26 protein-coding genes are annotated in these 24,695 nt (G+C 72.5%); 15 read left to right on the plus strand and 11 right to left on the minus strand.

Features of this window, described 5'->3' with window-relative positions:
- Nucleotides 1-45: 45 nt before the first annotated feature.
- Nucleotides 46-1,677: an extracellular solute-binding protein gene (locus tag ACFWE2_RS08800; RefSeq protein ID WP_377223836.1), complete on the minus strand. Its 1,632-nt coding sequence runs from the start codon at nt 1,675-1,677 to the stop codon at nt 46-48.
- A gap of 201 nt (nt 1,678-1,878) precedes the next feature.
- On the opposite strand from ACFWE2_RS08800, the gene ACFWE2_RS08805 reads away from it, so the two are divergent.
- The gene (locus ACFWE2_RS08805) at nt 1,879-2,877 is read left to right on the plus strand and encodes a LacI family DNA-binding transcriptional regulator (protein WP_377223837.1); all 999 of its coding nucleotides are present in this window, start codon (nt 1,879-1,881) and stop codon (nt 2,875-2,877) included.
- 31 nt (nt 2,878-2,908) lie between these two features.
- Here ACFWE2_RS08805 and hutI read toward each other — a convergent pair whose 3' ends face one another.
- The 5 genes from hutI to hutH are packed head-to-tail and all read right to left on the minus strand — an operon-like array spanning nt 2,909 to nt 10,226.
- Nucleotides 2,909-4,120 carry an imidazolonepropionase gene (gene hutI, locus ACFWE2_RS08810; RefSeq protein ID WP_377223838.1) on the minus strand — a complete coding sequence of 404 codons (1,212 nt, stop codon included), beginning with the start codon at nt 4,118-4,120 and terminating at the stop codon, nt 2,909-2,911.
- Nucleotides 4,117-5,517 carry a formimidoylglutamate deiminase gene (locus ACFWE2_RS08815; RefSeq protein ID WP_377223839.1) on the minus strand — a complete coding sequence of 467 codons (1,401 nt, stop codon included), beginning with the start codon at nt 5,515-5,517 and terminating at the stop codon, nt 4,117-4,119. The genes hutI and ACFWE2_RS08815 overlap by 4 nt, the downstream gene beginning before the upstream one ends.
- Nucleotides 5,514-6,908 (minus strand): allantoate amidohydrolase, encoded by a 1,395-nt coding sequence (locus ACFWE2_RS08820; protein WP_377223840.1) that lies wholly within the window; start codon nt 6,906-6,908, stop codon nt 5,514-5,516. The genes ACFWE2_RS08815 and ACFWE2_RS08820 overlap by 4 nt, the downstream gene beginning before the upstream one ends.
- Nucleotides 6,905-8,581, minus strand: coding sequence for a urocanate hydratase (hutU, locus tag ACFWE2_RS08825; protein WP_377223841.1), 1,677 nt, complete (start codon nt 8,579-8,581; stop codon nt 6,905-6,907). The genes ACFWE2_RS08820 and hutU overlap by 4 nt, the downstream gene beginning before the upstream one ends.
- A gap of 31 nt (nt 8,582-8,612) precedes the next feature.
- Nucleotides 8,613-10,226 carry a histidine ammonia-lyase gene (hutH, locus tag ACFWE2_RS08830; protein ID WP_377223842.1) on the minus strand — a complete coding sequence of 538 codons (1,614 nt, stop codon included), beginning with the start codon at nt 10,224-10,226 and terminating at the stop codon, nt 8,613-8,615.
- A 163-nt stretch (nt 10,227-10,389) separates the two neighbouring features.
- Here hutH and ACFWE2_RS08835 point away from each other — a divergent pair, with 163 nt between their 5' ends.
- Nucleotides 10,390-11,157: an IclR family transcriptional regulator gene (locus tag ACFWE2_RS08835; RefSeq protein WP_377223843.1), complete on the plus strand. Its 768-nt coding sequence runs from the start codon at nt 10,390-10,392 to the stop codon at nt 11,155-11,157.
- 51 nt (nt 11,158-11,208) lie between these two features.
- Here the strand turns inward: ACFWE2_RS08835 and ACFWE2_RS08840 are convergent, their stop codons facing one another.
- Nucleotides 11,209-11,760 (minus strand): small multidrug efflux protein, encoded by a 552-nt coding sequence (locus tag ACFWE2_RS08840; RefSeq protein WP_377223844.1) that lies wholly within the window; start codon nt 11,758-11,760, stop codon nt 11,209-11,211.
- A 157-nt stretch (nt 11,761-11,917) separates the two neighbouring features.
- On the opposite strand from ACFWE2_RS08840, the gene ACFWE2_RS08845 reads away from it, so the two are divergent.
- The 4 genes from ACFWE2_RS08845 (at nt 11,918) to ACFWE2_RS08860 (ending at nt 15,113) form a co-directional block, all read left to right on the plus strand.
- On the plus strand, nt 11,918-13,177 hold the full coding sequence (locus ACFWE2_RS08845; protein ID WP_377223845.1) for a sensor histidine kinase: 1,260 nt from the start codon (nt 11,918-11,920) through the stop codon (nt 13,175-13,177).
- Nucleotides 13,174-13,776 (plus strand): response regulator, encoded by a 603-nt coding sequence (locus ACFWE2_RS08850; RefSeq protein WP_377223846.1) that lies wholly within the window; start codon nt 13,174-13,176, stop codon nt 13,774-13,776. Before ACFWE2_RS08845 ends, ACFWE2_RS08850 begins: the two co-directional genes overlap by 4 nt.
- 123 nt (nt 13,777-13,899) lie before the next feature.
- The gene (locus ACFWE2_RS08855) at nt 13,900-14,529 is read left to right on the plus strand and encodes a ClpP family protease (RefSeq protein WP_377223847.1); all 630 of its coding nucleotides are present in this window, start codon (nt 13,900-13,902) and stop codon (nt 14,527-14,529) included.
- Nucleotides 14,526-15,113, plus strand: a complete 588-nt coding sequence (locus ACFWE2_RS08860) for a ClpP family protease (protein WP_377223848.1) — start codon at nt 14,526-14,528, stop codon at nt 15,111-15,113. The genes ACFWE2_RS08855 and ACFWE2_RS08860 overlap by 4 nt, the downstream gene beginning before the upstream one ends.
- A gap of 34 nt (nt 15,114-15,147) precedes the next feature.
- Here the strand turns inward: ACFWE2_RS08860 and ACFWE2_RS08865 are convergent, their stop codons facing one another.
- Complete coding sequence (locus ACFWE2_RS08865; RefSeq protein ID WP_377223849.1) at nt 15,148-15,528, minus strand: helix-turn-helix domain-containing protein; 381 nt, start codon at nt 15,526-15,528, stop codon at nt 15,148-15,150.
- A gap of 128 nt (nt 15,529-15,656) precedes the next feature.
- On the opposite strand from ACFWE2_RS08865, the gene ACFWE2_RS08870 reads away from it, so the two are divergent.
- From ACFWE2_RS08870 to ACFWE2_RS08885, 4 genes are all read left to right on the plus strand, one after another.
- A complete protein-coding gene (locus ACFWE2_RS08870) occupies nt 15,657-16,247 on the plus strand; it encodes a TetR/AcrR family transcriptional regulator (RefSeq protein WP_377223850.1) in 591 nt (196 codons plus the stop codon).
- An 88-nt stretch (nt 16,248-16,335) separates the two neighbouring features.
- Complete coding sequence (locus ACFWE2_RS08875; protein WP_377223851.1) at nt 16,336-17,061, plus strand: hypothetical protein; 726 nt, start codon at nt 16,336-16,338, stop codon at nt 17,059-17,061.
- Nucleotides 17,062-17,160: 99 nt separating this feature from the next.
- Nucleotides 17,161-18,336 carry a glycosyltransferase gene (locus tag ACFWE2_RS08880; protein ID WP_377223852.1) on the plus strand — a complete coding sequence of 392 codons (1,176 nt, stop codon included), beginning with the start codon at nt 17,161-17,163 and terminating at the stop codon, nt 18,334-18,336.
- 4 nt (nt 18,337-18,340) lie between these two features.
- Nucleotides 18,341-19,069, plus strand: coding sequence for an ATP-binding cassette domain-containing protein (locus tag ACFWE2_RS08885; RefSeq protein WP_377223853.1), 729 nt, complete (start codon nt 18,341-18,343; stop codon nt 19,067-19,069).
- Between the two features lie 7 nt (nt 19,070-19,076).
- Here the strand turns inward: ACFWE2_RS08885 and ACFWE2_RS08890 are convergent, their stop codons facing one another.
- Entirely contained in the window at nt 19,077-19,793 is a 717-nt protein-coding gene (locus ACFWE2_RS08890; protein WP_377223854.1) for an SDR family oxidoreductase, read from the minus strand.
- 92 nt (nt 19,794-19,885) lie between these two features.
- Between ACFWE2_RS08890 and ACFWE2_RS08895 the strand changes: the two genes are divergently transcribed.
- Together ACFWE2_RS08895 and def are read left to right on the plus strand one after the other, a co-directional pair.
- The gene (locus ACFWE2_RS08895) at nt 19,886-20,758 is read left to right on the plus strand and encodes a LysR family transcriptional regulator (RefSeq protein WP_377223855.1); all 873 of its coding nucleotides are present in this window, start codon (nt 19,886-19,888) and stop codon (nt 20,756-20,758) included.
- Nucleotides 20,755-21,342 (plus strand): peptide deformylase, encoded by a 588-nt coding sequence (gene def, locus ACFWE2_RS08900; protein WP_377223856.1) that lies wholly within the window; start codon nt 20,755-20,757, stop codon nt 21,340-21,342. Before ACFWE2_RS08895 ends, def begins: the two co-directional genes overlap by 4 nt.
- 21 nt (nt 21,343-21,363) lie before the next feature.
- Here def and ACFWE2_RS08905 read toward each other — a convergent pair whose 3' ends face one another.
- Nucleotides 21,364-21,885 carry a hypothetical protein gene (locus ACFWE2_RS08905; RefSeq protein ID WP_377223857.1) on the minus strand — a complete coding sequence of 174 codons (522 nt, stop codon included), beginning with the start codon at nt 21,883-21,885 and terminating at the stop codon, nt 21,364-21,366.
- Nucleotides 21,886-22,097: 212 nt separating this feature from the next.
- Between ACFWE2_RS08905 and ACFWE2_RS08910 the strand changes: the two genes are divergently transcribed.
- A complete protein-coding gene (locus ACFWE2_RS08910; protein ID WP_377223858.1) occupies nt 22,098-22,673 on the plus strand; it encodes a shikimate kinase in 576 nt (191 codons plus the stop codon).
- A 50-nt stretch (nt 22,674-22,723) separates the two neighbouring features.
- On the opposite strand, the gene ACFWE2_RS08915 is transcribed toward ACFWE2_RS08910, so the two are convergent.
- Nucleotides 22,724-23,425, minus strand: coding sequence for a class I SAM-dependent methyltransferase (locus tag ACFWE2_RS08915; RefSeq protein ID WP_377223859.1), 702 nt, complete (start codon nt 23,423-23,425; stop codon nt 22,724-22,726).
- 98 nt (nt 23,426-23,523) lie between these two features.
- Here ACFWE2_RS08915 and ACFWE2_RS08920 point away from each other — a divergent pair, with 98 nt between their 5' ends.
- Nucleotides 23,524-24,069, plus strand: coding sequence for an RNA polymerase sigma factor (locus ACFWE2_RS08920; RefSeq protein WP_377223860.1), 546 nt, complete (start codon nt 23,524-23,526; stop codon nt 24,067-24,069).
- Nucleotides 24,066-24,566 carry a hypothetical protein gene (locus ACFWE2_RS08925; protein ID WP_377223861.1) on the plus strand — a complete coding sequence of 167 codons (501 nt, stop codon included), beginning with the start codon at nt 24,066-24,068 and terminating at the stop codon, nt 24,564-24,566. Before ACFWE2_RS08920 ends, ACFWE2_RS08925 begins: the two co-directional genes overlap by 4 nt.
- The last annotated feature ends 129 nt before the right edge of the window (nt 24,567-24,695 follow it).

The raw sequence follows: 24,695 nt of genomic DNA on the forward strand, positions 1-24,695 counted from the left end.
GTCGGCCGACCGCGGGCCGACGGCCGACCACCGTGTCGGCGACCACTATCCGTTGCTCTCGGCGAAGCGCTTGTGGGCGCCGTTGACGAGGTCCAGGTAGCCCTGCAGGTTCTGGCCCTCGAGCTCGGCGACGTACGCGTCCCACTCGCTGAGGTCACGCTCGCCGAGGATGAACTTCAGCGTGTTCGTGTTGACGGTGTCCGTGAGCGTCGTCGTCAGGAGCGAGGCCTGCTCGAGCTCCGCCTCGTTCAGCGGCGCGGGCGGGAACGGCTCGCGCGGCGTCCTCGTCGAGAGCACCGAGTCGATGTACTCCACGAACTGCGGCGAGTTGTACGACTCCTTGAGGGCCCTGGACTCGGTGCCACCCGCGAGGACCTGCGACGCGAAGCCCAGGTCCTTCTCGATGTCCGTGCCCGCTCCGAAGTTGATGTTGAACGAGTCGAGCGAGTAGCCGGGCTCGAGCGTGAACTTCCCGTCGTCGGACTTGGTGTAGGTCTCGCCCTCGACGCCCCATTGCAGCATCTCGCGGGCGTCGGGGTTGTAGTACAGCCAGTCCAGGAACTGCAGCATGGCGATGAAGTGCGGGTCGTCCTTGGCCTCGGCGTTGACCATGAAGCCGTGCCAGAAGTTGCGCGGCTCGACGACCTGGCCGGCCTCGCCGCCCAGCGGGGCGATCTGGACGACCTCGTGGTTGCCCTTGCCGACGGTCTCGTCCAGGGCCGTCGAGAACTCCTGCACCGTGCCGTTCGAGCCGGAGGCCGCGAAGACCTTTTCGCCGGCGAACTTCTCGGTGACCGTCCCGGCGCCGTCGTTGGTGGCGGTGAACGACTCGGGGTCCAGCAGCCCGTCGTCCACCAGGCCGCGGAAGTACTCGACCATGTCCCGGTAGCCGTCCGACGTGCCTGCGTAGACGAACTCGCCCGCCTCCTTGTCGTAGAACGTGCCGTCGCCGAAGCCCCAGCCCGCCCTGGTCCCGAAGGCGTGCGAGGCGTAGTTGAGCATCGACTGGCCCTCGAAGCCGTCGGCCAGCGGGTAGCTGTCGGGGTACTTGGCCTTGATCTTCTCCAGTCCCGTCCGGAGCTCGTCCCACGTCTGCGGGATGGGCGCGCCGACCTCGTCGAACACGTCCTTGCGCAGCAGGAGCGTGAAGACCGGGACCGAGACCTCCTGCAGGCCGGGCATCATGTAGTACTTGCCGTCCGCCTGGCGCAGGTTGTCGATCATCGGGCGCAGGTCCCACTCCTCCACGTACTTCTGGAAGTTGGGCATGTACTCCTCGTAGTCGCTGAGCGGCAGCACGGCGCCCGACGCCGCGAAGCTCCGCTCGTCGCCCGTGTAGACGAGCGGGATGATGTACGGAGCGTCACCGGCGCTGAGCAGGAGGCTGCGCTTCTCCACCGCGTCGCTGAACGGGATGTTGGTCAGGTCGAGGGAGACGTTCGTCCGCTCCTCGATCTCGTCGAAGAGCCGCCAGGAGTCCTTGATCGGGGACTCGGGCCAGTCCGTCCAGAGCATGGAGAAGCTCACCGGCTCGGTGGCCTTGAACTGCTGGTCCGCCTCGAACGTCTCCATGGAGCCTGCGGTCTGCTCGAGGCCGTCGACCTCGCCGTCCCCGCCGCCGTTCGCGCTGCACGCCGCCAGGGCGAGCAGGGCCACCGCGCCGACGACCGCAGTCATGCGCCGGCCTGCTCGTCGGGATCTCATGTCACGAGTCATGTCTCTCCTCATTGAGAACTGAGCCCGAGCGTCGTTACCCGGGTGTCACATGCGCCGGCCACCCTCGACCGAAACCGTTTTCTACTGCCGAATTTTAGCGTTAAACTAGGGCAGGCCGGGGCGCTCGTCAACCCCCTCGTCCAGCCCGGGAGGTGGCAGCAGATGGTCACGATGAGCGACGTCGCCCGCGAGGCGGGCGTCTCGATGATGACCGTGTCGAACGTGCTCAACGGCCACCGCCGCGTCGTCGCGCCCACGCGTGAGCGGGTCATGAACGCGATCGAGAAGCTCGGGTACGAGGTCAACCTCACGGCGCGACACCTGCGGTCCGGCCGCACCGACACGATCGCCCTGATCGTGCCGAGCTTCCACGACTACTTCAGCGCGGTAGCGGACCGGATCGCGCCCATCGTGGAGGCGAGCGGCCGGCACCTCGTCCTCGAGCGCACCGGTGCGCGGCCCGAGAGCGAGATCGAGTCGTTGAGCGTCGGACGCCTGCAGATGTACGACGGCGTGGTCCTCTCGGTGGCCGGGCTCGACCGCGAGCGGCTGGAGAGCGTCAGGACCAGGGCCCCGATCGTGCTCCTCGGCGAACGAGAGGTCCCCGCGCGGTTCGATCACGTCGGGCTCGCGAACGAGGAGGGCGCACGGCTCGCCACCGCGCACATGCTCGCCCGGGGCGCACGCAGGATCCTCGTGCTCGGCGGCGCGCCGGACGAGACGTCTGGCATGGCCTCGCTGCGCCGAGCCGGGTGGGCGGCGGCGCACCGCGACGCGGGCGTGCCCGCCGACAGCGCGCTCGTCGTCCCCGTGACGACGTACTCGGCACGCGAGTCACGTGAGGTGCTGGGTGGCCTCCTCGAGGCGGGCCTGCGTGTCGACGGGATCTTCGCGGTGACCGACACCGTCGCGCTCGGGGCCATGGCCGCGCTGGCCGACCGCGGGATCGGCGTCCCCGACGACGTCCAGGTGGTGGGCTTCGACGACCTGGACGTCGGGAAGTACCTGTCCCCGAGCCTGACGACGATCGACCCGAACCACGACGAGGTCGCGCGGAGCGCGATCCGCCTGCTCGAACGGCGGATGGCGGGCCACGACGACCCGCCCGAGCGCGTGGTGGTCCCCGTCCGTCTCGTGGCGCGGGGTTCGACGCGCCCCTGACCGGCCCTGACCTGACCGGCACCGCGCAGGACTACCTCGGGGTCACGCGGGCGCCGTCCTTCCAGACCTCGGACACCAGTGGCACGCCCGGGCGGTAGGCCAGGTAGGTGTGGCCTGGGGCATCGAGCACCGCGAGGTCGGCGCGGGCCCCGACGCCCAGGTGGCCGACGTCGTCCCGCCGGAGGGCAGCCGCCCCGCCGGCCGTCGCCGACCAGAGGGCCTCGGCGGGGCTCATCCGCATCTCGCGCACCGCGAGCGCCACGACGAACGGCATCGACGAGCTGTAGCCCGAGCCAGGGTTGCAGTCCGTGGCCAGCGCGACGGGCACGCCAGCGGCGAGCAGCCGGCGTGCGTCCGGGTAGGGCGACCGGGTGGAGAACTCGACGGCGGGCAGCAGGGTCGCGACGGTGCCTGGCCCCCGCGACCCGCCGGGGTCCGCGGACCAGGACCCGGCCAGCGCGTCGACGTCGGCGTCCGTCAGGTGGGTGCAGTGGTCGACGCTCGCCGCACCGACCTCGACCGCGAGCCGGACGCCGGGGCCCGCCGAGAGCTGGTTGCCGTGCACGCGGGCGCCGAGCCCCGCCCGGAGGCCTGCGCGCAGCACAACCCGGGACTCGTCCTCGTCGAACGCGGTGGGTGCGGCGGGCTCGCAGAACACGTCGACCCAGCGGGCATGGGGCGCGCAGGCGGCGAGCATCGGCCCGGTCACGAGGCTGAGGTAGCCGGGGCGGTCGTCGGCGTACTCGGCGGGGACGGTGTGGGCGCCGAGGTAGGTCGTCTCCGGCGTGAGCTCCCGGGCGATCCGCAGCGTCCGGGCCTCGGTGGCGACGTCCTGGCCGTAGCCGCTCTTGATCTCGACGGTGGTGGTGCCCTGCGCGAGCATCTCCCGGACCAGGGCCTGGGCGCGCGCCCGCAGGGTGTCCTCGCCGGCCGCGCGGGTGGCGGCGACGGTGGTGGCGATGCCGCCGCCCGTGTACGGCTCGCCGGTCATCCGCGCGGCGAACTCGGCGGACCGGTCGCCCGCGAACACGGTGTGCGAGTGGGAGTCGACGAAGCCGGGGATGACGCACCGCCCGCCGAGGTCGACCGCGACGTCGGCCGCGGGCGCCGACGCGGCGGGCCCCGTCCAGGCGATCCGGCCGTCGTCCACGACGACGGCGGCGCCCGTCACGATCCCGAGCCCGCCCCCGAGCCCCGGGTCGTTGGTGACCAGCTCGCCGATGTTCGTCAGCACCACGCTCATGCTTCGCTCCCCTGTGTCAGGTCCCGGCCGGCCAGCGCCCAGACCTCCTCGATCGCGTCGGCGAGCATGCGCCCGACGTCTCCGGCCCGGTGCTCGCCGCCACGCACCACCACCTCGCCGCCCGCCACGACGTCCGACACGTCGCCGACGCCCGCGACCAGCGCGACCTGGGCCGGGTCGGTCCCCGCTGTGCGCACGGTGTCCAGTCGGACCGCCACCAGGTCGGCGGGCGCCCCGACGGCGATCCGCCCGGCGTCCGGCCTGCCGAGTGCGGCGTGCCCGGCGGACGTCGCCAGCTCGGTCAGCGTCGCGGGCGGGAACGAGCCCCGCAGCCCCGTCGCGAGGCGTTCGTGCTCCTCGACGCCGCGTGCCTCGGCGAGCACGTCGGCGCCGACGTGCTGGTCGGTGCCGACCGACAGCGGGCTGCCCGCCCGCAGCAGCCGCAGCCCTGGAGCGATGCCGTCGGCGAGGTCGCGCTCCGTCGTCGGGCAGAGGCAGACGCCCGTGCCGGAGGCGCCGAGCAGGGTCACGTCGTCGTCGGTCAGGTGGACCGCGTGCACGGCGGTGGTGCCGGGGCCGAGCGCTCCGGCGTCGTGCAGCAGGCGGGTGGGCGTGACGCCGAAGGCCCCGAGCGCGGCCTCGTTCTCCCCGGGCTGCTCGGACAGGTGCACGTGCAGCGGCGCCCCGGCCTGCCGGGCCCAGCGCGCCAGCTCGGCGAGCTCCGGCGGCGTGACGGCGCGCACCGAGTGGGCGGCGGCGCCGACGAGCACGCGGTCGTCGTCGGCCCAGGCGGCGCGGAGCGCGTCGACCCGGCGCGCCCACGCCGCGACCGCGCCGTCGCCGAAGCGCCGCTGCTCGGGCGCGAGCGGCTCATGGCCGTCGGGGCCGAGGCCGCCGTGCAGGTAGCAGGTGTCGAGCAGGGTGAGGTGCACCCCGGCGTCCCGGGCCGCGGAGCGCAGGGCCTCGGCCATGGCGTTCGGGCCGCCCTCGGACGCCGGGTACGGCGTCCCGTCGGCGCGGTGGTGCACGTAGTGGAACTCGCCGACGGCGGTGGTCCCGCCGAGTGCCAGCTCCGCGTACACGGCGCGCGCCAGCCGCTCGTACAGCTCCGGGGTCAGGGTCGTGGCCAGGGCGTACATGCCCTCCCGCCAGGTCCAGAAGGAGCCGCCGTCGGCGTGCGTCCGCCCGCGCAGGGCGCGGTGGAACGCGTGCGAGTGCGCGTCGGCCAGCCCGGGCAGCACGACGCCGCCCAGCCGCACGTCGCCGCCCGACGCCGTGACCCCGCGCTCGACGCCGACGATCCGCCCCCTGTCGACCTCGACCCGCACACCCTCGACGACGCTCGCGGGCGCTCCGCCGTCGCCGGGTACCCAGGCCCGCTCGCACCAGAAGCTCATCGCCCCTCCCCCGCGGCGGCGCCACCATCGCCGGATGATCGGTAAGACGTCAGGTGATCGGCATTCCGGGCTGCCGACCACCTGACGTTCTGCCGATCTCGCGGTTCCGTGAGCAGATCCGCGAGGACCGCCGTGAGGGCAACCACGCCCGCGTCGCAGTCGGCCTGCTCCGCGAGCTCAGCCGGCGAGTGCGAGACCCCCGTGGGGTTGCGCACGAACAGCATCGCCGTCGGCACACCGGCGGCGGCGAAGATCCCGGCGTCGTGCCCGGCGCCGGTCCCGATCACGGGTGCGGGCAGGCCGGAGCCCGGCCGTCCGACGACGTCGGCGAGCCGCGCCGCGAGCGCCGGGTCGAACACGGTGGCGGGCGTCCACGACTCCTCGACAGGGCTCCAGCCCCCGGCCGGCCCGAGGTCCGGCGCGTCGAGCGGTCCCGCGAGAGCGGCCAGGACCGTGCGGACAGCATCCTCCGTCTCCGCGCGGGCGTCGATCCAGGCGCGGACCCGGGACGGGATCGCGTTGACGCCGTTCGGCTCCACCTGGACCTTGGCCAGCGTCGCGAGCGCACCGGCGTGCTCGGCGGCCGCGCGGACGTCGGTGATGAGCCGCGCGAGGTCGAGCATCGGGTCGTGGCGGTGGGCGAGCGGCGTCGTGCCGGCGTGGTTCGCCTCGCCCGCGAGGTCGACGCGCCAGCGGCCGTGCGGCCAGATGGCGGCGCCGACGGCGACCGGTGCGGCCTCGTCCGCGGGCAGGTCGGCGAGGTAGCGCCCCTGTTCCACGTGCAGCTCGACGAAGACGCCGACCCGCGCGAGGGCTTCGTCGTCGCGCCCGTAGTGCTCCAGCGACACACAACCTGTCGGGACCCGCCCCAGCACGTCCGCGAGGCTGTCCCCGGCGCCGTCGCGCAGCGCGAGCAGCCGGTCCGCGCCCACGGTCCCGGTCACGGCCCGCGAGCCGAGGCAGGCGAGCCCGAACCGGGCGCCCTCCTCGTCGGAGAAGTTCACGATCCCAAGCGGCCGCTCCGGGCGCACACCCGCCGCGCGCAGGGCGTCGAGCGCCGCGAAGGCGCTCGCCACCCCGAGCGGGCCGTCGAACGCGCCGCCGCCGGGCACGGAGTCGAGATGGCTGCCCGTCACGACGCCGGGTCCGTCGGCGTCCGGGTCGCCCCACCACGCCCACTGGTTCCCGGCGCGGTCGGTCACGACGTCCAGGCCCCGCGCGTCGGCCTCGGCGGCGAACCACTCGCGCAGGGCCAGGTCGTGCGCCGTCCAGGCGAACCGCTCGTAGCCGCCCGACGGCGCCCGGCCGACGTCGGCGATCGCGTCGAGCAGCCGCCCCACCGACCTCGTCCCGCCCGGCGCACCGAGCGCGCCAGGACCAGGACCCGTCACGGCGTCTCCCGCATCGGCACGCGCAGCCCGCCGCGCTCGGCCGCCACCACGGCGTCGTCGTACCCGGCGTCGACGTGCCGCAGCACGCCGGTCGCGGGGTCGTTGGCGAGCACCCTGGCCAGCTTCTCGGCGGCCAGCGGCGTGCCGTCGGCGACCGAGACCTGGCCGGAGTGCAGCGACCGCCCCATGCCGACGCCGCCGCCGTGGTGGATCGAGACCCACGTGGCGCCGGAGGCGGTGTTCATCAGGGCGTTCAGCAGGGGCCAGTCGGCGATGGCGTCGGAGCCGTCCGCCATCGACTCCGTCTCCCGGTACGGGGACGCGACGGAGCCGGAGTCCAGGTGGTCGCGCCCGATGGCGAGCGGCGCGGAGATCTCGCCCGACGCGACGAGCTCGTTGAACCGCACCCCCGCGATGTCGCGCTCGCCGTGCCCGAGCCAGCAGATGCGCGCGGGCAGGCCCTGGTAGGCGACCCGGTCCTGGGCAGCGCGGATCCAGCGGCCGAGGTGGTCGTTGTCGGGGAAGAGGTCGAGCACCGCCCTGTCCGTCACGGCGATGTCCTTCGGGTCCCCGGACAGCGCGGCCCAGCGGAACGGGCCCTTGCCCTCCGCGAACAGCGGGCGGATGTAGGCAGGCACGAACCCCGGGAAGTCGAACGCCCGCCCGTACCCGCCCTGGCGGGCCTCGTCGCGGATCGAGTTGCCGTAGTCGAACACCTCGGCGCCCGCGTCCTGGAAGCCGACCATGCCCTCGACGTGCCGGGCCATGGACTCCCGGGCCCGGTCCGTGAACGTGGCCGGGTCCTTCTCGGCGAGGTCGGCCCAGTCCTCCAGCGCGACGCCGGACGGCAGGTACGACAGCGGGTCGTGCGCCGAGGTCTGGTCCGTGACGATGTCGATCTCGACGCCGTGGCGCAGCAGCTCGGGCACGACGTCGGCCGAGTTGCCGACCACGCCCACCGACAGCGCGCGCCGCTCCTTCTTGGCCGCGAGCGCCAGCGTGACGCCCTCGTCCAGCGACGGTGCGACGACGTCGAGATAACGGGTCTCGACACGACGGTGCAGGCGCGCCGGGTCGACGTCGACCACGAGGCACACGCCGCCGTTGAGCGTGACGGCCAGCGGCTGGGCGCCGCCCATGCCGCCGCAGCCGCCGGTCAGGGTGAGGGTGCCCGCCAGGGTGCCGTCGAACCTCTTCGCGGCGACGGCGGCGAACGTCTCGTAGGTGCCCTGGAGGATGCCCTGCGTGCCGATGTAGATCCACGACCCGGCGGTCATCTGCCCGTACATGGTCAGGCCGAGCTGCTCCAGGCGGCGGAACTCGGGCCAGGTCGCCCAGTCCCCCACGAGGTTCGAGTTGGCGATGAGCACGCGCGGCGCCCACTCGTGCGTGCGCAGCACGCCCACCGGCCGCCCGGACTGCACCATCAGCGTCTCGTCCTCACGCAGGTCCGTGAGCGAGCGGACGATCGCGTGGTAGCTCGGCCAGTCCCGCGCGGCGCGGCCGGTGCCGCCGTAGACGACCAGGTCGTCGGGCCGCTCGGCCACCTCGGGGTCGAGGTTGTTCATGAGCATGCGCAGCGGGGCCTCGGTCTGCCAGCTCCGGGCGGTCAGGGTGGTGCCGCGCGGCGCGCGGACGGCGACGGGGGTACCCCGGTCGTACGGCTGGTTCATGGTCTGCTCCAGTTCGGTATCGGTCGAGGTGTCAGTCGAGCTGCCCGACGGCGGACGTCGCGGCCGCCGTGATCTGGCCCGTCGCGACGAGCTGGACCACGTGCTCGATCTCCGGCGCGAGATAGCGGTCCGGTCCGGGACCGGGCACGCCGGCGCGGACGGCGTCGCGCACCGCGCCGGTGCCCGCCGCGGGGGCCTCGGTGCGCAGGTCGAGGGCGCGCGTGGCCGTCAGGATCTCGATGGCCAGCACGCGGGTGAGGCCGTCGACGGACCGGCGGAGCTTGCGCGCGCCCGCCCAGCCCATGGACACGTGGTCCTCCTGCATGGCGGAGCTCGGGATCGAGTCCACGCTCGCCGGTGCGGCGAGGCGCTTCAGCTCCGAGACGATCCCGGCTGCCGTGTACTGGGCGATCATGTGCCCGGAGTCGACGCCGGGGTCGTGCGCGAGGAACGCGGGCAGCCCCTCGGACCGGGAGACGTCGAGGAACCGGTCGGTGCGCCGCTCGCTCATGCTGGCCAGGTCGGCGGCCGCGATGGCGAGGAAGTCGAGCACGTACGCGACGGGCGCCCCGTGGAAGTTGCCGTTGGACTCCACGCGCCCGTCGGTCGTGACCACCGGGTTGTCGATGGCGGAGGCCAGCTCCCGGCCCGCGACCGTGGCCGCGTGCTCCAGGGTGTCGCGCGCGGCGCCGTGCACCTGGGGTGCGCAGCGCAGGGAGTAGGCGTCCTGGACGCGCGTGCACGCGGGGTTCCCGGCGTCGTCCAGCTCGCGGTGGCTCGCCATCAGCGGCGAGCCCGCCAGGATCCGGCGCAGGTTGGACGCCGATGCCGCCTGGCCCGGGTGCGGGCGCATACCGATCAGGTCCTCGGCGAACGGTGCGTCCGACCCGAGGAGCGCCTCGACGCTGAGCGACGCGGCGACGTCCGCCGTCGTCAGGAGACGCCGCAGGTCGTGGACGGCCAGGCAGAGCATGCCGAGCATCCCGTCGGTGCCGTTGATGAGGGCCAGGCCCTCCTTCTCGGCGAGCGAGAGGGGCGCGATGCCGGCGTCGCGCAGCGCGTCGGCGGCATCGACCAGCCCGCCCTCGGTGTCGTGCACCTGGCCCTCCCCCATCGCGGCGAGCGCGACGTGTGCGAGCGGCGCGAGGTCTCCCGAACAGCCGAGCGACCCGTACTCGTGCACCACGGGCGTGATCCCGGCGTTGAGCATCGCGGCGTAGGTCCGCGCCGTCACGGGCCGCGCCCCCGTGTGGCCGGTGACCAGCGTGGCGAGCCGCAGGAGCTGCAGCGCCCGCACCACCTCGGTCTCGACCTCCGGCCCGGACCCGGCCGCATGCGACCGCACGAGGCTGAGCTGGAGCTGCGCGCGCATCTGCGTCGGGATGTGCCTACGGGCCAGCGCCCCGAAGCCGGTGGAGACGCCGTAGTGCGGCACGGCGTCGTGCGCCAGGTCGTCGATGACGCCGCGATTTCGCGCCATCCGGGCGAGCGCGGACTCGTGGATCTCGACGGACGCGCCGTGGCGGGCGACGGCGACCACCTGGTCGATCGTCAGCGGCGTGCCGTCGAGGATCACGTGCTGGGGCAGGTCCAGACCGGCCACGCGGGTGCCGGGCGTCGGTGCCGCGTCGTGCAGGGTGCTCATGCGCCCATAAAACCTCGCGGATCTCCGCCCGACCCGCCGGAGAGGGGAGATAGGGTCTGGGATACGAGACACCAATGTGGTCGGCAGTCTGTCAGGTGATCGGCAGCCCGGATTGCCGATCACCTGACGGACTGCCGATCATCCGCCCCCTCAGGAGGAAGCCGTGGCCGGGAGCAGTGCCGTTCCCGCTGCGCGGAGCACCGCGCGGCTGCTCTCGTTCCTCGCGGCGCAGCCCGGGCCCGTGCCCGCCGGCGCCATCGCGCACGGCATCGGGGTGCCGCGCTCCAGCGTCTACCACCTGCTGTCCGTGCTGCGGGACGAGGGGTTCGTGCGGCACTTCCCCGACGAGCGCCGCTACGGCCTTGGCGTGGCCGCCCTCGGCCTGGGCAGCGCGTACACCCGGCAGGCGCCGCTCACGCGCCTGGCGGCGCCGGTCGTCGCCCGCCTCGTGGAGGCGGCGGGCGAGAACGGGCACCTCGCCGTCCTGAACGGCAGGGAGGTCCTCTACCTGGTGGAACAGCGGGCGGCGGGCCGCCCGCCCCTCGTGACCGACGTCGACGTCCACCTCCCCAGCCACCTCACCGCCAGCGGCCGGGCCGTGCTCGCGCTGCTGCCCCCGGCGCAGGTGCGGGCCCTCTACCCGACGCCGGGGTCGTTCACCGACCTGACCAGCGCCGGCCCGCGCACGCTCCGCGAGCTGCGGACGGTGCTGCGTTCCGCGCGCGAGCGGGGTTTCGCGGTGGAGGACGGCGAGGTGACGGCCGGGTTCGCCTCCGTAGCGGCCGCGGTCGTCGACCACACGGGGCGACCGGTGGCGGGCCTTGCGGTGACCTTCCGCTCCGATGCGTACGACGACGACGCACGGGCCGGCCTCGCCGAGCAGGCGACCCGCGCCGCGCAGGAGGTCAGCCGGAGGCTGGGCGCGCGGTGAGGCCTCAGGCCGCCGTCGCGCCGCCGGAGCCCGGCGTGACCAGCTCCGCCCTCAGCCGACGGCGTTGATGACACCGCTGATGATGAGCGCGGTGAGCGTGGTCCACGCGATGATCGCGACGGCCTGCCAGATCAGGATGCGGGTCTTGCCGACGCCCGAGGCGGCGAGCATGGTGGCCGTGAAGTGCGTTGGCAGCAGGAGCGGGCCGAGCAGGCTCACGCCCGGGACGCCGTAGCGCTCGTACGCGCGCTGGAACTTGGCCTTGCGCGTGGCGCTCCGCGAGCCGTCCACGGCGGGCGCGGTCATCAGGACGGTCTCACCACCGGCGGGTGCCCCGGCGCGTGCGGCGGCCTTCGCCCGGTGCCGCGTCACGACGGCGTCGCGGGCACCGGAGCTGAGCAGCACCAGCGCGGCCACGCAGAGGAAGTTGCCGACGGCCGCCGCGACCGCTGCGACGACGGGGTGAATACCGCCGATGATGCCGATCGCGACCCCGCCCTCACCCTCGATGAAGGGGATCGCTCCGGCGGCCGCGACGATGACCGGCTGGAGCAGGTCGGGCACCTTCCCGACGAGGTCCTGGAGGATTTCGATGAGGCTCATGGTGTGCTCCTGTCGGTGTGGGCTGCGGGGGGGTCTCCCCCGTCCTGAACCCAGTCCACCGGTCGGGCGCGCGGCCCAGAAGTGCCCGGCTGTCACCGCTTCCCGGGCCCTTCGCACGCCGCCTCCATGACATGTGTCATGGCCGTAGCCTGAGCGGATGAGCAGCCAGCCCGAGTCCGCGGCCGTCACGGCGGCAGTGGAGGCCCGCAGCGCGCTACGGCTCACGCGGAGCATCAGCGTGACCTGGTGGTACGTCGCCTCGAGCGTCGTGTCCTTCGAGCTGGCGATCGTCGTGTTCGCGGTGGCCACCGTCGTCGACGCCGGCTTCGGTGGCGCGCTGGTCGCCGCCGTCTGCGTGAGCGCGCTGCTGTGGTGGCTCGCGACGCTGCATCCGTTGCTCGAGTACCGGCGTCGGACGGCCGATGCGCCGCTCGTGGTCTGGCGGCACCACCTGGCGTCGTTCGTGACCGCGGCGGTCTTCGGGCTCGTGGCCGGGATCGCCACCGGGCAGTGGGTGGCGGGCGTCCTGCCGCTGGTCCAGGCACTCATGCTGCTGAACTGGCCGCCGGGCGTACGCCTCCGCATGGTGCTGGCCGCGACCGCCCTGCTCGTCGCCCTGTCGGTGATCGACTTCCGCCTCGTCGCCGGGGAGGGCGACAGCGCGAACGGCATCCAGCTCGCCGCCTTCGCCATCCTGCTCCCGCCCGTCACGGTCTCGTCGCTGTGGTGGTGGGACGTGCTGGTCGCGCTCGACCGGGCCCGCACCTCGGAGGCGAAGCTCGCCGCGACCCAGGAGCGGCTGCGGCTGGCCACCGACGTGCATGACCTGCAGGGCCACCACCTCCAGGTCATCGCCCTGCAGCTCGAGCTCGCCGAACGGCTCATGCCCCGCGACCCGGACGCGGGCATGGAGCAGCTTCGCGCGGCACGCGCCAGCGTCGACGACGCCAGGCAGGGCACCCGCGACCTGGCCACCCGCTTCCGCTCCGTGCCACTGAGCGACGAGCTCGCCAACGCCGTCGACCTGCTCCGGGCCGCGGGGACCAAGGTCGAGGCCACGGTGGCCCCGGACGCGTCGCTGGCCCCGGCGTCCGCGCTCGGGCCGGTCATCCGCGAGACGACGACGAACGTGCTGCGCCACGGCGGCGGCAGGTGGGCGCGCCTGTCCCTGACCCGAACGGACGGGTCGTGGCGCTACGAGATCGCCAACGACGTCGGCACCGACGCACCCGAGAACACCGACGGCGCGGGACTGGACGGGATCGCGCGCCGAGCGTCCGAGGCGGCCGGGAACCTCGAGGTGCACCGCGCGGACCGCACGTTCACCGTGGTCGTCACGGTCCCCGCCGAAGCCCCTGCCGAGGCCCCCGCCGAGGCTCCTGCCGAAGACACCGCCGGGAAGAAGGTTGCCGGATGATCCGTGTGCTGCTCGCCGACGACGAGGGCATGATCCGCTCCGCGCTGGCCGCCCTGCTCCGCCTGGAACCGGACATCGAGGTCGTCGCGGAGTGCGCCGACGGCGCCGAGGCGGTCGCCGCGGCCCAGCGCCTCGCGCCCGACGTGTGCCTGCTCGACCTGGAGATGCCGGGCCTGGACGGCGTCCAGGTCACCGAGCAGCTCAACCGGAGCCTGGCCACGCGCTGCGTGATCGTCACCCGCCACGCCCGGCCCGGCGTCCTGCGGCGGGCGCTGGCCTCGGGGGCCGCCGGATTCCTGCCGAAGTCCCGCTCCGCGGACGAGGTGGCGGCGGTGATCCGCCGCGTCGCGGCCGGTGGGCGCTACGTCGACCCGGAGATCGCCGCCGACGCGCTCAGCGACGAACGCTCCCCGCTGACCGATCGCGAGCTCGACGTCCTGCGCGCGGGCCGGCGCGGCGAGACGACCGGCCAGATCGCCCGCACCCTCTCCCTCGCGCCCGGCACCGTGCGCAACCACATCTCCGCCGTGCTGGGCAAGCTGGCGGTGGACTCCCGGCAGCAGGCGGTGTTCCTCGCGGAGGAGCGCGGCTGGATCTGATCCCGCCGCTGTTCTCCGCAGCGCTGCCCTGAGCAGCGCTGCCCTGAGCAGCGCTGCTGAGAGCAGGGCTGCTCACGGCAGATCCGGCCCCATCAAGCCTGTCGCGGGGTGCACGGTGAGGTCATGACTGATGCACCGAAGCCGCCGATGTTCGGCGAGAGCTCACGACGCGAGCTGTACGAGCGACGCGTCCTCGTCCTGGACGGGCCGTTGGACGACGACAACGGCACGCTCCTGATGACACAGCTGATCGCGCTGGCCACCGAGGACTCGGCCACCGACATCGACCTGTGGATCCACTCCCCGGGCGGGTCGGTACCCGCGATGCTGGCGATCCGCGACATCATGCGCACCATCCCCAACGACGTCTCGACGCTCGTGCTGGGTATCGCCTACAGCGCGGGACAGTTCCTGCTCTCGGCGGGCACCAGGGGAAAACGCCGTGCGCTGCCGAACTCACGGGTCCTGATGCACCAGGGTTCCGCGGGGATCGCCGGCACCGCCGTCGACATCGAGCTGCAGGCGGACGACCTGCGGCACACGCGCGACACGGTGCTGCGGCTGATCTCCGAGGACACCGGCCAGCCGGTCGAGCGGATCTTCGACGACTCGCTGCACGACCACTGGTACACGGCCGAGGAGGCGCTCGACTTCGGCTTCATCGACACGATCGTGCGGGGCTTCGAGGGCATCAGGCCACGTGATCGTCAGCGCACCGGATTCACCGCCGTAGCCGAGGGGGACGCACGATGAGCAGCTACACCATCCCGAACGTCATCGCGTCGCACCCACGGGGCGAGCGGATCATGGACGTCTACTCCCAGCTTCTCAGCGAGCGGATCATCTACCTCGGCACCGCCATCGACGCCGGCGTCGCCAACGCCCTGATCGCCCAGCTGATCCATCTGGAGTCGAGCAACCCGGACGGCGAGATCCAGCTCTACGTCAACTGCGAGGGCGGCGACCCGAGCGCCGGGATGGCCATCTACGACACCATGCGCTACATCCGGCCCAAGGTGGCGACCACGTGCGTCGGGCAGGCGGTCGCCGTCGGCGCAGTGCTGCTGGCCGCCGGGGCGGAGGGACGACGGGCGGCGCTGCCGCACGCGCGGGTCATCCTGCACCAGCCCGCCGCGCAGGGCCGGGGTGCGATCCCTGATCTGATCCTGCAGGCCGACGAGGTGGTCCGGATCCGCGCGGACATGGAGGTAGCGCTCTCGAAGCACACGGGTCAGAGCGTCGAGACGCTCCGTGCCGACACCGACCGCGACCGTATCTTCACGGCCGGCGCGGCGCGCGAGTACGGCCTCCTGGACCACGTGATCGACGAGCGGTGACGTACCGGGTGCCCGGGCCTGACCGGCCCGGGCATCACGCCGCGAGCGCGAACGCCGCCTGGCAGGTCGGCTGCCGCGTGGTGTCGCGGACGACGACCAGGCGGTCGGCGACGGCGGCGACCAGGTCGACGAGCGTGACGTCCAGCGCGCCGGTGATGGCCGCGATCATCTCGCTCGACGGCTCCTTGACGCCCCGCTCGATCTCCGACAGGTACTGCGGTGAGATCCCGGCGCGGCGGGCCGTCTGGTCCAGCGTCTCGCCGCGCAGGTGCCGCAGGTGCCGGAGGCGTTCACCGAGCATGTGCCGCAGCAGCGGCTCTCGTCTCGTCGGCGTCGGCGTCGACGTCGGCGGCGTGCCTGGCCCTTCGGGCACCCCGTCGCGCCCTGGGCGCTGGGGCGGAGCGGTTTGGGTCATACCTGAGCGTAGGACCAAGCCCTCGTCGGACGGCGGCACTTCTGCTCACAGCAGCGCACCCGCCGCCGGCCGCCCGCCCGGTTGACAATAACGAGACGACTGGTCATATTGGTTCCAGGAGGTCCGCCATGGCACGAACCAAGACAGCAGGCTCGCTCGACACGAAGAGGCGCATCGCAGACGCGGCGCTCGAACAGTTCCACCTCAAGGGGTACAACGGAACGAGCGTCCAGGACCTGATGAGCGCGGTAGGCGCGCCGAAGGGCACGTTCTACAACCACTTCGCGAGCAAGGAGGCGCTGGCGCTCGACGCCCTGCGCCGATACGGAGACAGCTTCGGGCTGGCAGCCCTGGCGGACGCCGGATCGGGGACACCGCGCGAGCGGATCGATCGGCACCTGGCCGGCCTCATGGCTTCCGGACTGACGGTCGCCGCCGAGAAGGGCTGCCTCATGGCCAACCTCGCCGGCGAGGTCCCGGCGCACAGCGCAACGGTCGCCTCCGCGATCGGCGACTTCCTGCGGCTCTGGACCGCGACGCTCGCCACGGTGATCGACGAGGCGAAGGCCGCGGGCGAGCTCACGTCGGACATCCCGTCCGGCGATCTCGCCGAGTTCATCGTCAACGCCTGGGAAGGCGGCGCCGTGAAGTCCAAGGCGACGTCCTCCAACGAATCGGTCCGGACCTTCGAGCGGATGGTGGCCCTGCTCCTGCGCTGAGGCCACGACCGGACGAGCGCGGCTTCCGTCCGCCCATAACGAGACGACCAGTCATACACATCCCACCCCAACCCCGAAAGGCACTCTCATGACCGAGCTGCAGAACATCGTGATCGCCGCGCACGGCGACGTCGAACGGTGGCGTTCGTTCACCACGCTCACGGCCCACGTCCGCAACGGCGGCGCGCTGTGGAACATCAAGGGCCAGGACGGCGTGCTCGACGACTACACCGCCACGATCGAGCTGCGCCGCCAGTTCGCCAGCCACACGCCGTACGGCGGTGCGGGGCTGCGCAGCTCGTTCGCCCCGGACCGGGTGGCCGTGGAGACCACCGGCGGCGATGTCGTCGAGGAGCGCCGGAAGCCCGCGGCGGCATTCGCCGGCCACGTGCTCGACACCCCGTGGGACCGCCTGCACGCCGCCTACTTCAGCGGTTACGCGATGTGGAACTACCTGACCGAGCCGTTCACGTTCACCGAGCCGGGCTTCGAGTTCGCCGAGCTGGAACCCTGGCAGGAGGACGGCGAGACCTGGCGCCGCCTGCGGGTCACGTTCCCGGAGCGCCTGGTGACCCATTCCCGCGTGCAGACGTACTACATCGACGACGCCGGCCTGATCCGGCGGCACGACTACTGGCCCGACGTCCTCGGCCCGAGCGAACGGGACTCGGCGCACTACAGCTGGGACCACCAGGAGTTCGACGGCTTCGTCTTCCCGACCAGGCGCTCGGTCCACCTCACCGACGAGAACGGTCACAAGCTGGCCGATCCCGTCATCGTCTCGATCGAGCTCGACCAGATCAAGCTGTCCTGACCGGACCTCCTGACCGGACCACAGCAGCGAACCCTCGGACCGTCACAAATCGCCTACAGTTGACCCGCGCCCCCACCCACGCCGTCCTGGGAGAGTTACGTGAGTTCACACCCACGCGAGTTCCGGCTGCTCGTCACCGGTGGAGGGACCGGCGGACACACCTATCCGGCGCTGACGACGCTCCGCGCCCTCCAGGCCAGGCTCGCCGAGACGGGCACAGCGGTCAGTGTCCTGTGGGCGGGCTCCCCCGACGGGCTGGAGGCCAAGGTGACCGAGGCGGAGGGCATCCGGTTCGTGCCGGTCGCCACGGGCAAGCTCCGCCGGTCGAGCAACCCGCTGGGCATGCTGACGGCGGCGAACATGAAGGACATGGCGCGCGTGCCGCTCGGCGTCGCGCAGGCCAGGTCGATCGTGGCGGACTTCAAGCCGGACGTGATCCTGTCCACCGGCGGCTACGTCGCGGTCCCGATCGGGATCGCGGCGGGCCTGCTCCGCCGTCCGCTCGTGGTGCACGAGCAGACGGTGCGGCTCGGGCTCGCCAACCGGCTGCTGGCCAAGCGGGCCACGCGGGTGGCGGTGTCCTCGCCGTCCACCATCGAGCTGCTGCCGGAGGGGGTGCGCGAGCACGCCGTCGTGACCGGTAACCCGGTCCGTGCCGAGGTGCTGTCCGGGGAGCCGCTCAAGGCCGTCGACGCGCTGGGCCTGGACTCGTTCGACCCGGACCTACCGGTCCTGTACGTGACGGGCGGGGCGCAGGGTGCCGTCCAGATCAACACGGTCGTCACCGAGGCGCTGCCCTGGCTCCTTCAGCACGCGAACGTGATCCACCAGTGCGGACCGAACAACCTCCAGGACATGTTCGAGCGCACCGCCACCCTCCCCGCCGAGCAGGCCGCCCGCTACCGCGTCCTGGGGTTCGTCGGCGCGGAGCTGCCGGACGTGCTCGCCCTCGCCGACGTCGTCGTCTCCCGCAGCGGAGCCGGCACCGTCGCGGAGCTGACCGCGCTCGGCAAGCCTTCGGTCCTGATCCCGCTCGCCTCGGCGGCCGGGAACGAGCAGTCGCACAACGCCCACCGGCTCCAGGACGTGGGAGCGGCCATCACCCTGGAGGGCGAGGTCCACGAGAGGGACCTCCGGGCGGCGCTCAGGCCCCTGATCTCCGACGCCGGACGGCGCGAGCGGATGGCCAAGGCCGCCCGCGAGCACGGCCGCCCGGACGCCGCCGAACGACTGGTCGACGTGCTGCTGGAGGCGAGCCGGTTCTCGTTACGCTGACCTCGTGCTGATCGAGCGAGTCCGCGTCAAGCCCGCCGCCGTCGAGGACGGCGCATGGCCGTGGACCGTACCCGCCATCGGTGACCTCGCCGCTCAGGGCGTCCGCCTGAACAGCAGCATCGTGGTCCTCGTTGGTGCCAACGGCAGCGGCAAGTCCACCCTGCTGGAGGCGATCGCCGAGGGCTACGGGCTCGACGTCCGCGGCGGGCACGGCGGCCGGAGGTACGCCAGCGCGCTGGAGAAGAGCCCGCTGGGCGAGGCGATCATGCTGGACCGTACCCGTGCCGGTTCGGGGATGACCCACCGCAACGCGAAGGGTTTCTACCTGCGGGCGGAGACCGCGTTCGGGATGCTCGAGTACATGACCGGCGCCGGGATGCCCGGGTACGGTGACAAGCCGTCCTGGGAGGTCAGCCACGGCGAGTCCTACCTCCAGGCGATCCTGGGACGGTTCGACGGGCCGGGCCTCTACCTCCTGGACGAGGCCGAGGGGCCGCTGTCGTTCGCGTCCACGCTCCAGCTCTTGTACCGGCTGCAGGACGTCGCGGACGAGCACGCGACGCAGATCATCTACGCGACGCACTCGCCGATGGTCGCCGCGCTGCCCGGAGCACAGATCCTCGAGATGACCGAGGACGGCATCGCGGAGCGCACCTGGGGAGAGCTGGAGTCGGTCGCCCTGTGGAAGAGGTTCCTCGGGCGGCCGGAGACCTTTTTCGACGTCGATCCCTAGCCAGAGCTCACCAAGGCACGACCCCCGCGTCGTCGAAGAACCCGCCGCGCGGACCGTCGTCCGGCAGGGTCGCGAGCCGGACGGCGATCGCGGCCCCCTGCTCCGGCGTCCGCGACCCGCTGAAGCCCGTGAACTCGGTCGCCACATAACCAGGGCAGGCCGCGTTCACGATGATGGCAGTCTGGGCGAGCTCGCGCGCGTACTGGGCGGTCACGCTGTTGAGCATCGACTTCGACGGCGCGTACGCGGCGAGCACAGGACCGGTCTGCAGGGTCAGCGAGCCCATGTTGCTCGACATGTTGACAATCCGCGGCGAGCTGGCGCGACGCAGCAGCGGGAGCATCGCGTTCGTCACCCGGACCACGCCGAGCACGTTCGTCTCGAGGACGGTACGGACGACGTCGAGGTCGAGCGACGTCGGGTTTTGCGCACCGCCGTCGGTCCGGCCGCCGATGCCCGCGTTGTTGATGAGCACGTCCAGCCGCCCGGCCTTCCGCTCTATCGCCTCCGCCGCCCCGGCGACACTGTCGTCGGAGGTGACATCGAGGGCGACGCCGAACGCGTCGACGCCCGCTGCACAGAGGCGCTCCACTGCCTCCTTGCGCCTCAGGTCGTCGCGTGCCCCCACCACCACGTTGAAACCGATCGCCCCGAGGCCCTGCGCGATGGCGAAGCCGATGCCCTTGTTCGCGCCGGTGACCAGCGCGGTCTTCGTGTTGTTCACACGAGCCATGCTGCGCGAGCGGCACGCTTCGCGTCCAAGACTGTCTCGGTGCCCTGTGATACCCACCAAGTATCAGGCGGTAGCCTGCGAAGGTGCGCGATCTTGAGACCCGTGAGCTTCGGTACTTCGTCGCCGTCGCCGAGGAACTGCACTTCGGCCGGGCAGCCGAGCGGCTCGGGATCGCGCAACCGCCGCTCTCCCGGGCGATCCGCCAGCTGGAGCAGCGGCTCGGCGTCCAGCTCCTCGACCGAGACCGCCGGGGCGTGGCACTGACCGACGTCGGCCGCGTGCTGCTCCGGGAGGGCCGAGCGGCCCTCGACGCGGTGGAGGCCGCTGCGCGCCGGACGCAGCGTGCCGGGGAACCGAAGCACCGGCTGGTGCTCGCGACCAAGGCGGGCGCCTCCCACGAGCTGCTGCAGCAGCTCCTCGACGCGGCCGCGAGCCGACCCAGTGCGACGCCGGTCGAGGTGCTCCTCTGCGAGGTCGGCGAGCAGGCAGGCCTGCTCAGGAACGGAAGTGCCGACGTCGCGCTCATGCATCGCCCGGTCGACGACCTCGCCGGATTCGACACGGAGGATCTCCGCACCGAGGGCCAGGTGGCAATAGTCCCCGCACGGCATCCGCTCGCCACCCGCCCCCACCTCGCGCTGGCCGACGTCTCCGCCGTACCGGACCTGCCGATCGCCCGCTGGCCCCGGCTCGACGGAACCTACCCGGACGGACCCGGACCCGAGGTGCGCACCCAGTCGCAGCTCGCTCAGCTCGTAGCCCTCGGCAAGGCTTTGCTCGTGATCCCCGCCTCCAGCCGTGCCTGGCAGTGGCCCGAGCACGTGGCCGTGCCCGTCGTCGACGCACCGGAGATCACCACGGTGCTCGCCTGGCCTGCCAGCAGCCGATCCCTGGCGGTCGCCGAACTCGTCCGTTCGGCGGCCGGCCTCCCGACCGAAGGAGTCGACAGCCCATGACCCTGCCCCGCAGCGACAACTGGACAGAGGAAGTCACCGACGACGTCGTGACGCTCGGCGACCCGCGACTCAAGGCGCCCACCGCGACCATCGACGCGGCCGACGCCCAAGACCTGCTCGCGACGCTCGTCACCCGCCTCCGCGCGCTCAACGGCGCGGGCCTCGCCGCACCGCAGATCGGCGTCTCGGTCAGGGCCGCGATCGTCGAGGTGCGCAGGACCGACGTCTTCCCCGACCGGCCCGAGACCGGCCTGATCCACCTGCTCAACCCCGTCGTCGTCGAACGCTCCGAGGCGACGACGCTCGACTGGGAAGGCTGTTTCAGCGTGCCCGGCTACCTGGGCCTGACGCCCCGGGCCGAACGCATCACCGTGCGCTGCACCACCACGGCAGGCGAGACCGTCACCAAGGAGTTCACGGGCTACACCGCCCGCGTCGTCCAGCACGAGATCGACCACCTCGACGGTCTCGTCTACCTCGACCGCATGCCCGACCTGACCAGCCTCACCACCACGCAGAACTACCTCGACCACCACCGCCCGGCGCCGGCCGAATCAAAGCCGGCTCCCGACCGACGGTGGTGACGACAGCCACCGCGACAGGGCTCAGTCGGCAACGAGATCTGGGCGGCGCGCCCTCCTGCGTGGCCACGACGTCGTCTGCGGTCTTCCATGCATGTCGTCGAAAGACACTGTCGCCCGCATCGCCCGGGTGAGCCAGACCTCGGCGTCGAACCGAGCTCGAATGGTGCGCGTCCAGGAACGGCTCGCCCCGCCCAGAAGAACCGCCTGCACAAGGTCCAGAGACATGGACGGCTCGTCAGCGGTCCCGTCATGACGCAGCCGGCGCGCGGGACGGTCGAAGTGGAGCACGCAGTGAATATTGTCGATGGGCATCCGGCCGGGGTTCGTCAGCGTGATCTCGAGGACCCACACCGCGGACCCGTCAGCGTCCGGCTTGTGTGGCGCGATCGTCGGCTCCCACATCACCGAGACAGCCTGTGTCTCCAGACGCTCTACCTCGCGCTGCTGCCGGACCAGCTCGCGAACCTGCCAGCCGGCGAACACCGCCGCTGCGACCGTCGCCACCGCGACGAAGAGATCGGCTACTCCTTGGGCATCGAACACGACCTCATCCTGGCACTACTGTGTCGCCGCACAAGCCTCTGACCAGGAGAGATCACCCGTTGACCGGCTGTTACGAGCCAGTCGAGCCACTTGCGCACCTTGACCGAGGTCGTCTCATGACCGAGCGACCCGCTCGTACCGCACGAAGAACTGCGCGGGCGTGGTGGGCGATAATGGGCGACATTTCGCCCGTCCACCAGGGAGCGTCGTCCATGATCCTCGTAGGCCCGCTCGCGGCCGGGAAGTCCACGCTCGGCGCACTCGTCGCGCAGCGCCTCGGGCAGCCGTTCGTCGACCTCGACGACATCGCCTGGTCCTACTGCGCCGAGGTGGGCTGGGACCTGGACCGGCTCCTCGAACGCGACGAGGCGGTCGGCTGGGAGGCCGCGGAACGGGAGTGGGAGCCCGCCCGTGCGCACGCGGTGGAGCGCGCCGTGCCGGACCACCCGGAGACGGTCCTCGCCTTCGGCGCCGGCTACACCAGCTTCACCAGGCCCGAGTACGCCGACCAGGTGCGCCGGGCGCTGGCGCCGGTCCCCGACGTCATCCACCTGGTGCCCAGCCCCGACCCGGTGCGTTCCGTGGCGGTGCTGCGCGAGCGGGCGATGGCGAGCCGCGGGAAGGACTGGATCATCGAGGGCCACGACTGGATCGCCGAGTGGGTGGCCGACCCGCTGGCCGCCGAGGTGGCCGCCGCAACGGTCTACACGGACGGGATCGGCCCGGACGAGTCGGCCGAGCAGCTCGTCGAGCTCCGGGAACGCCTGTACGCCGAGCTGGCCGCATAGGCGGGCCTGTCAGGCGGCGCCTTCGGCCGCCGTCCCACCCCGAGCCGCCGTCACGCCCTGAACAGCCCCGCGTTCAGGAAGTTCGCCCCGAAGGTTCCCGGGACGTCGTCACGCACCCGGCGCACCTCGACGGCGCGCAGCGGCGCGAAGATCCGCTCCAGGTCCTCGAGCAGGAACGACATCCCGCCGCCGAGGTCACCGCTCGTCAGCACCTCGCGGTCGGGCGGGCTCGGCTGGGTCTCCTGGGCGAATGCCACCACGGCGTAGCGCCCGCCGGGTGCGAGCAGCGGCAGGATCCGCTCGCGGTAGGTGATGCGCCGGTGCGGCGCCAGGTGATGAAAGCATCCGGAGTCGTGGACGACGTCGAACGGCCCGGCCGGCAGCGGGTCGCGCAGCACGTCGAGGGCGGTCACGGTCATCGACGCGGGGAGGTCGGGCCGGACGGCGTCGAGCAGGGGTGCGGCCAGGTCCACCCCGACGACGTCGGCCCCCTGCTCCGCGAGCCACGCACCGTTGCGCCCGTTGCCGCAGCCGACGTCGAGCACCCGCGCGCCCTCGAGGTCGCCCAGCAGGCCGCGGCCGTGCCAGTCGACGAGCGGTTCGTCCGGGAGGCGGGAGCTGAGCGGATGCCCCTCGCGGGTGAGCATGGCGGTCCAGTAGTCGGCGGCGTCCTTCGTCACGTCCCCGCGGCGGCTCTCGGCCACCACCCGGTCCAGCTCGTCGAACAGGTCCTCAACGCTCCCGATCCGCATCCGCCCATTTTATGCGGTTCTGCCTTTCCGCAGGTGGTGCAGCCCGGACGTGAACCTCACGGCCGTGCGCCGCGACTGCACAGGTGAGAGGAGGCGAGATGAGCGATGAGCTGCTGGTGGTGAGGGCTCAGCTGGGCAACCGGTCCGCCCTGGAGGACCTGGTGGCGCGCTGGCAAGGACCGGTCTGGCTCTACGTGCGCCGCATGCTCGACGCCGAACGCGCCGACGACGTGACGCAGGAGGCCTGGATCGCCGTCGTACGAGCGCTGCCGAGGCTGCGCGAGCCCGACCGGTTCGCCCCGTGGTTGTTCACGATCGTGCGGCGCGCGGCCCTGAACCGGCTGCGCGGCCAGTACTCCGACCGGCACGACCTGGTCGGCGAGTTCGAGAACGGCCTCGACCGGCCCGACGCCGCCGGACCGGACCCGGTCGACGCGCTGGTGGACCGAGCGGAGATGGCCGCCCGGCTCGCAGGTCTCCCGGTGCTGGAGCGCGAGGTCCTGGTCCTGCACTACCTGGAGGACCTTTCCGTCGAGGACTGCGCGCAGGTCTGCGGTGTCCCGGCCGGAACGATCAAGTCACGGCTGAACCGTGCGCGTCGCATGCTGCGCGAGCACGTCGAGCAGGAAGGTGAGCTGACATGACGAACGAGGAGCCTCGCGCTTCCGCACCGGAGGTCATCGCCGCGCTGGGCGGCACGCTGTCGAAGGGTGCCCGCGTGCGGGCCGTGGCCGCGCTGGTGCTCGGCGTCGCCGGTGCCGTGTTCGTCGCGGCGCTGTGGTGGACGGAGCCCGGTCCCCTACCGGTCCTGACCCAGCTCGGGTTCGGGCTGCTCACGCTGGTCTGCCTCGCGTGGGCGGCCTGGGGAACCTGGCTCCTACGGTCCCGCGTCCCGCTGTTCGCGACCGACCGCGTGGTGGCCGCTTGGATCGGACTGACGGCGTCCGTGCTGGTGGGCGGTCTGCTCATCGGCACGGTCGCACAGCGCGGTACCGGGGCGTGGGGCGTGGTAGCGGCCGTCGCGGCGCTCGTCGCGATCTCGACGGTGCTGGTGGTCCGGGCGCACGCCCGGCGCGCGGACCTGCTGCGCCGCGAACGCGCCCTGTCCGGCGACGCACCCCCTTCACCCACGTCGCGATAGATCGTCGCGACCGAGAGAGAGCAGAGAACCATGACGCACAACGCCAAGCTCATCCGCAAGCGGTTCGGCCGAAACGGGGTGGTCCTTGCCCTGACCACGGCCCTCCTCCTCGTGATCGGAGGGGTCCTC

The organism is Promicromonospora sp. NPDC060271 (genome assembly GCF_042726755.1).
Lineage (GTDB): Bacteria > Actinomycetota > Actinomycetes > Actinomycetales > Cellulomonadaceae > Promicromonospora.

What these genes read in the sequence shown, in the direction of transcription:
- ACFWE2_RS08815 (WP_377223839.1), bottom strand. Translation starts at nt 5,517, where the DNA reads ATGAGCTTCTGGTGCGAGCGGGCCTGGGTACCCGGCGACGGCGGAGCG.
- def (WP_377223856.1), top strand. Translation starts at nt 20,755, where the DNA reads ATGACCCTGCCCCGCAGCGACAACTGGACAGAGGAAGTCACCGACGAC.
- ACFWE2_RS08845 (WP_377223845.1), top strand. Translation starts at nt 11,918, where the DNA reads ATGAGCAGCCAGCCCGAGTCCGCGGCCGTCACGGCGGCAGTGGAGGCC.
- ACFWE2_RS08805 (WP_377223837.1), top strand. Translation starts at nt 1,879, where the DNA reads ATGGTCACGATGAGCGACGTCGCCCGCGAGGCGGGCGTCTCGATGATG.
- hutI (WP_377223838.1), bottom strand. Translation starts at nt 4,120, where the DNA reads ATGAGCGTGGTGCTGACGAACATCGGCGAGCTGGTCACCAACGACCCG.
- ACFWE2_RS08920 (WP_377223860.1), top strand. Translation starts at nt 23,524, where the DNA reads ATGAGCGATGAGCTGCTGGTGGTGAGGGCTCAGCTGGGCAACCGGTCC.
- ACFWE2_RS08925 (WP_377223861.1), top strand. Translation starts at nt 24,066, where the DNA reads ATGACGAACGAGGAGCCTCGCGCTTCCGCACCGGAGGTCATCGCCGCG.
- hutH (WP_377223842.1), bottom strand. Translation starts at nt 10,226, where the DNA reads ATGAGCACCCTGCACGACGCGGCACCGACGCCCGGCACCCGCGTGGCC.
- ACFWE2_RS08865 (WP_377223849.1), bottom strand. Translation starts at nt 15,528, where the DNA reads ATGACCCAAACCGCTCCGCCCCAGCGCCCAGGGCGCGACGGGGTGCCC.
- ACFWE2_RS08875 (WP_377223851.1), top strand. Translation starts at nt 16,336, where the DNA reads ATGACCGAGCTGCAGAACATCGTGATCGCCGCGCACGGCGACGTCGAA.
- ACFWE2_RS08870 (WP_377223850.1), top strand. Translation starts at nt 15,657, where the DNA reads ATGGCACGAACCAAGACAGCAGGCTCGCTCGACACGAAGAGGCGCATC.
- ACFWE2_RS08860 (WP_377223848.1), top strand. Translation starts at nt 14,526, where the DNA reads ATGAGCAGCTACACCATCCCGAACGTCATCGCGTCGCACCCACGGGGC.
- ACFWE2_RS08850 (WP_377223846.1), top strand. Translation starts at nt 13,174, where the DNA reads ATGATCCGTGTGCTGCTCGCCGACGACGAGGGCATGATCCGCTCCGCG.
- ACFWE2_RS08840 (WP_377223844.1), bottom strand. Translation starts at nt 11,760, where the DNA reads ATGAGCCTCATCGAAATCCTCCAGGACCTCGTCGGGAAGGTGCCCGAC.
- ACFWE2_RS08910 (WP_377223858.1), top strand. Translation starts at nt 22,098, where the DNA reads ATGATCCTCGTAGGCCCGCTCGCGGCCGGGAAGTCCACGCTCGGCGCA.
- hutU (WP_377223841.1), bottom strand. Translation starts at nt 8,581, where the DNA reads ATGAACCAGCCGTACGACCGGGGTACCCCCGTCGCCGTCCGCGCGCCG.
- ACFWE2_RS08855 (WP_377223847.1), top strand. Translation starts at nt 13,900, where the DNA reads ATGACTGATGCACCGAAGCCGCCGATGTTCGGCGAGAGCTCACGACGC.
- ACFWE2_RS08915 (WP_377223859.1), bottom strand. Translation starts at nt 23,425, where the DNA reads ATGCGGATCGGGAGCGTTGAGGACCTGTTCGACGAGCTGGACCGGGTG.
- ACFWE2_RS08800 (WP_377223836.1), bottom strand. Translation starts at nt 1,677, where the DNA reads ATGACTGCGGTCGTCGGCGCGGTGGCCCTGCTCGCCCTGGCGGCGTGC.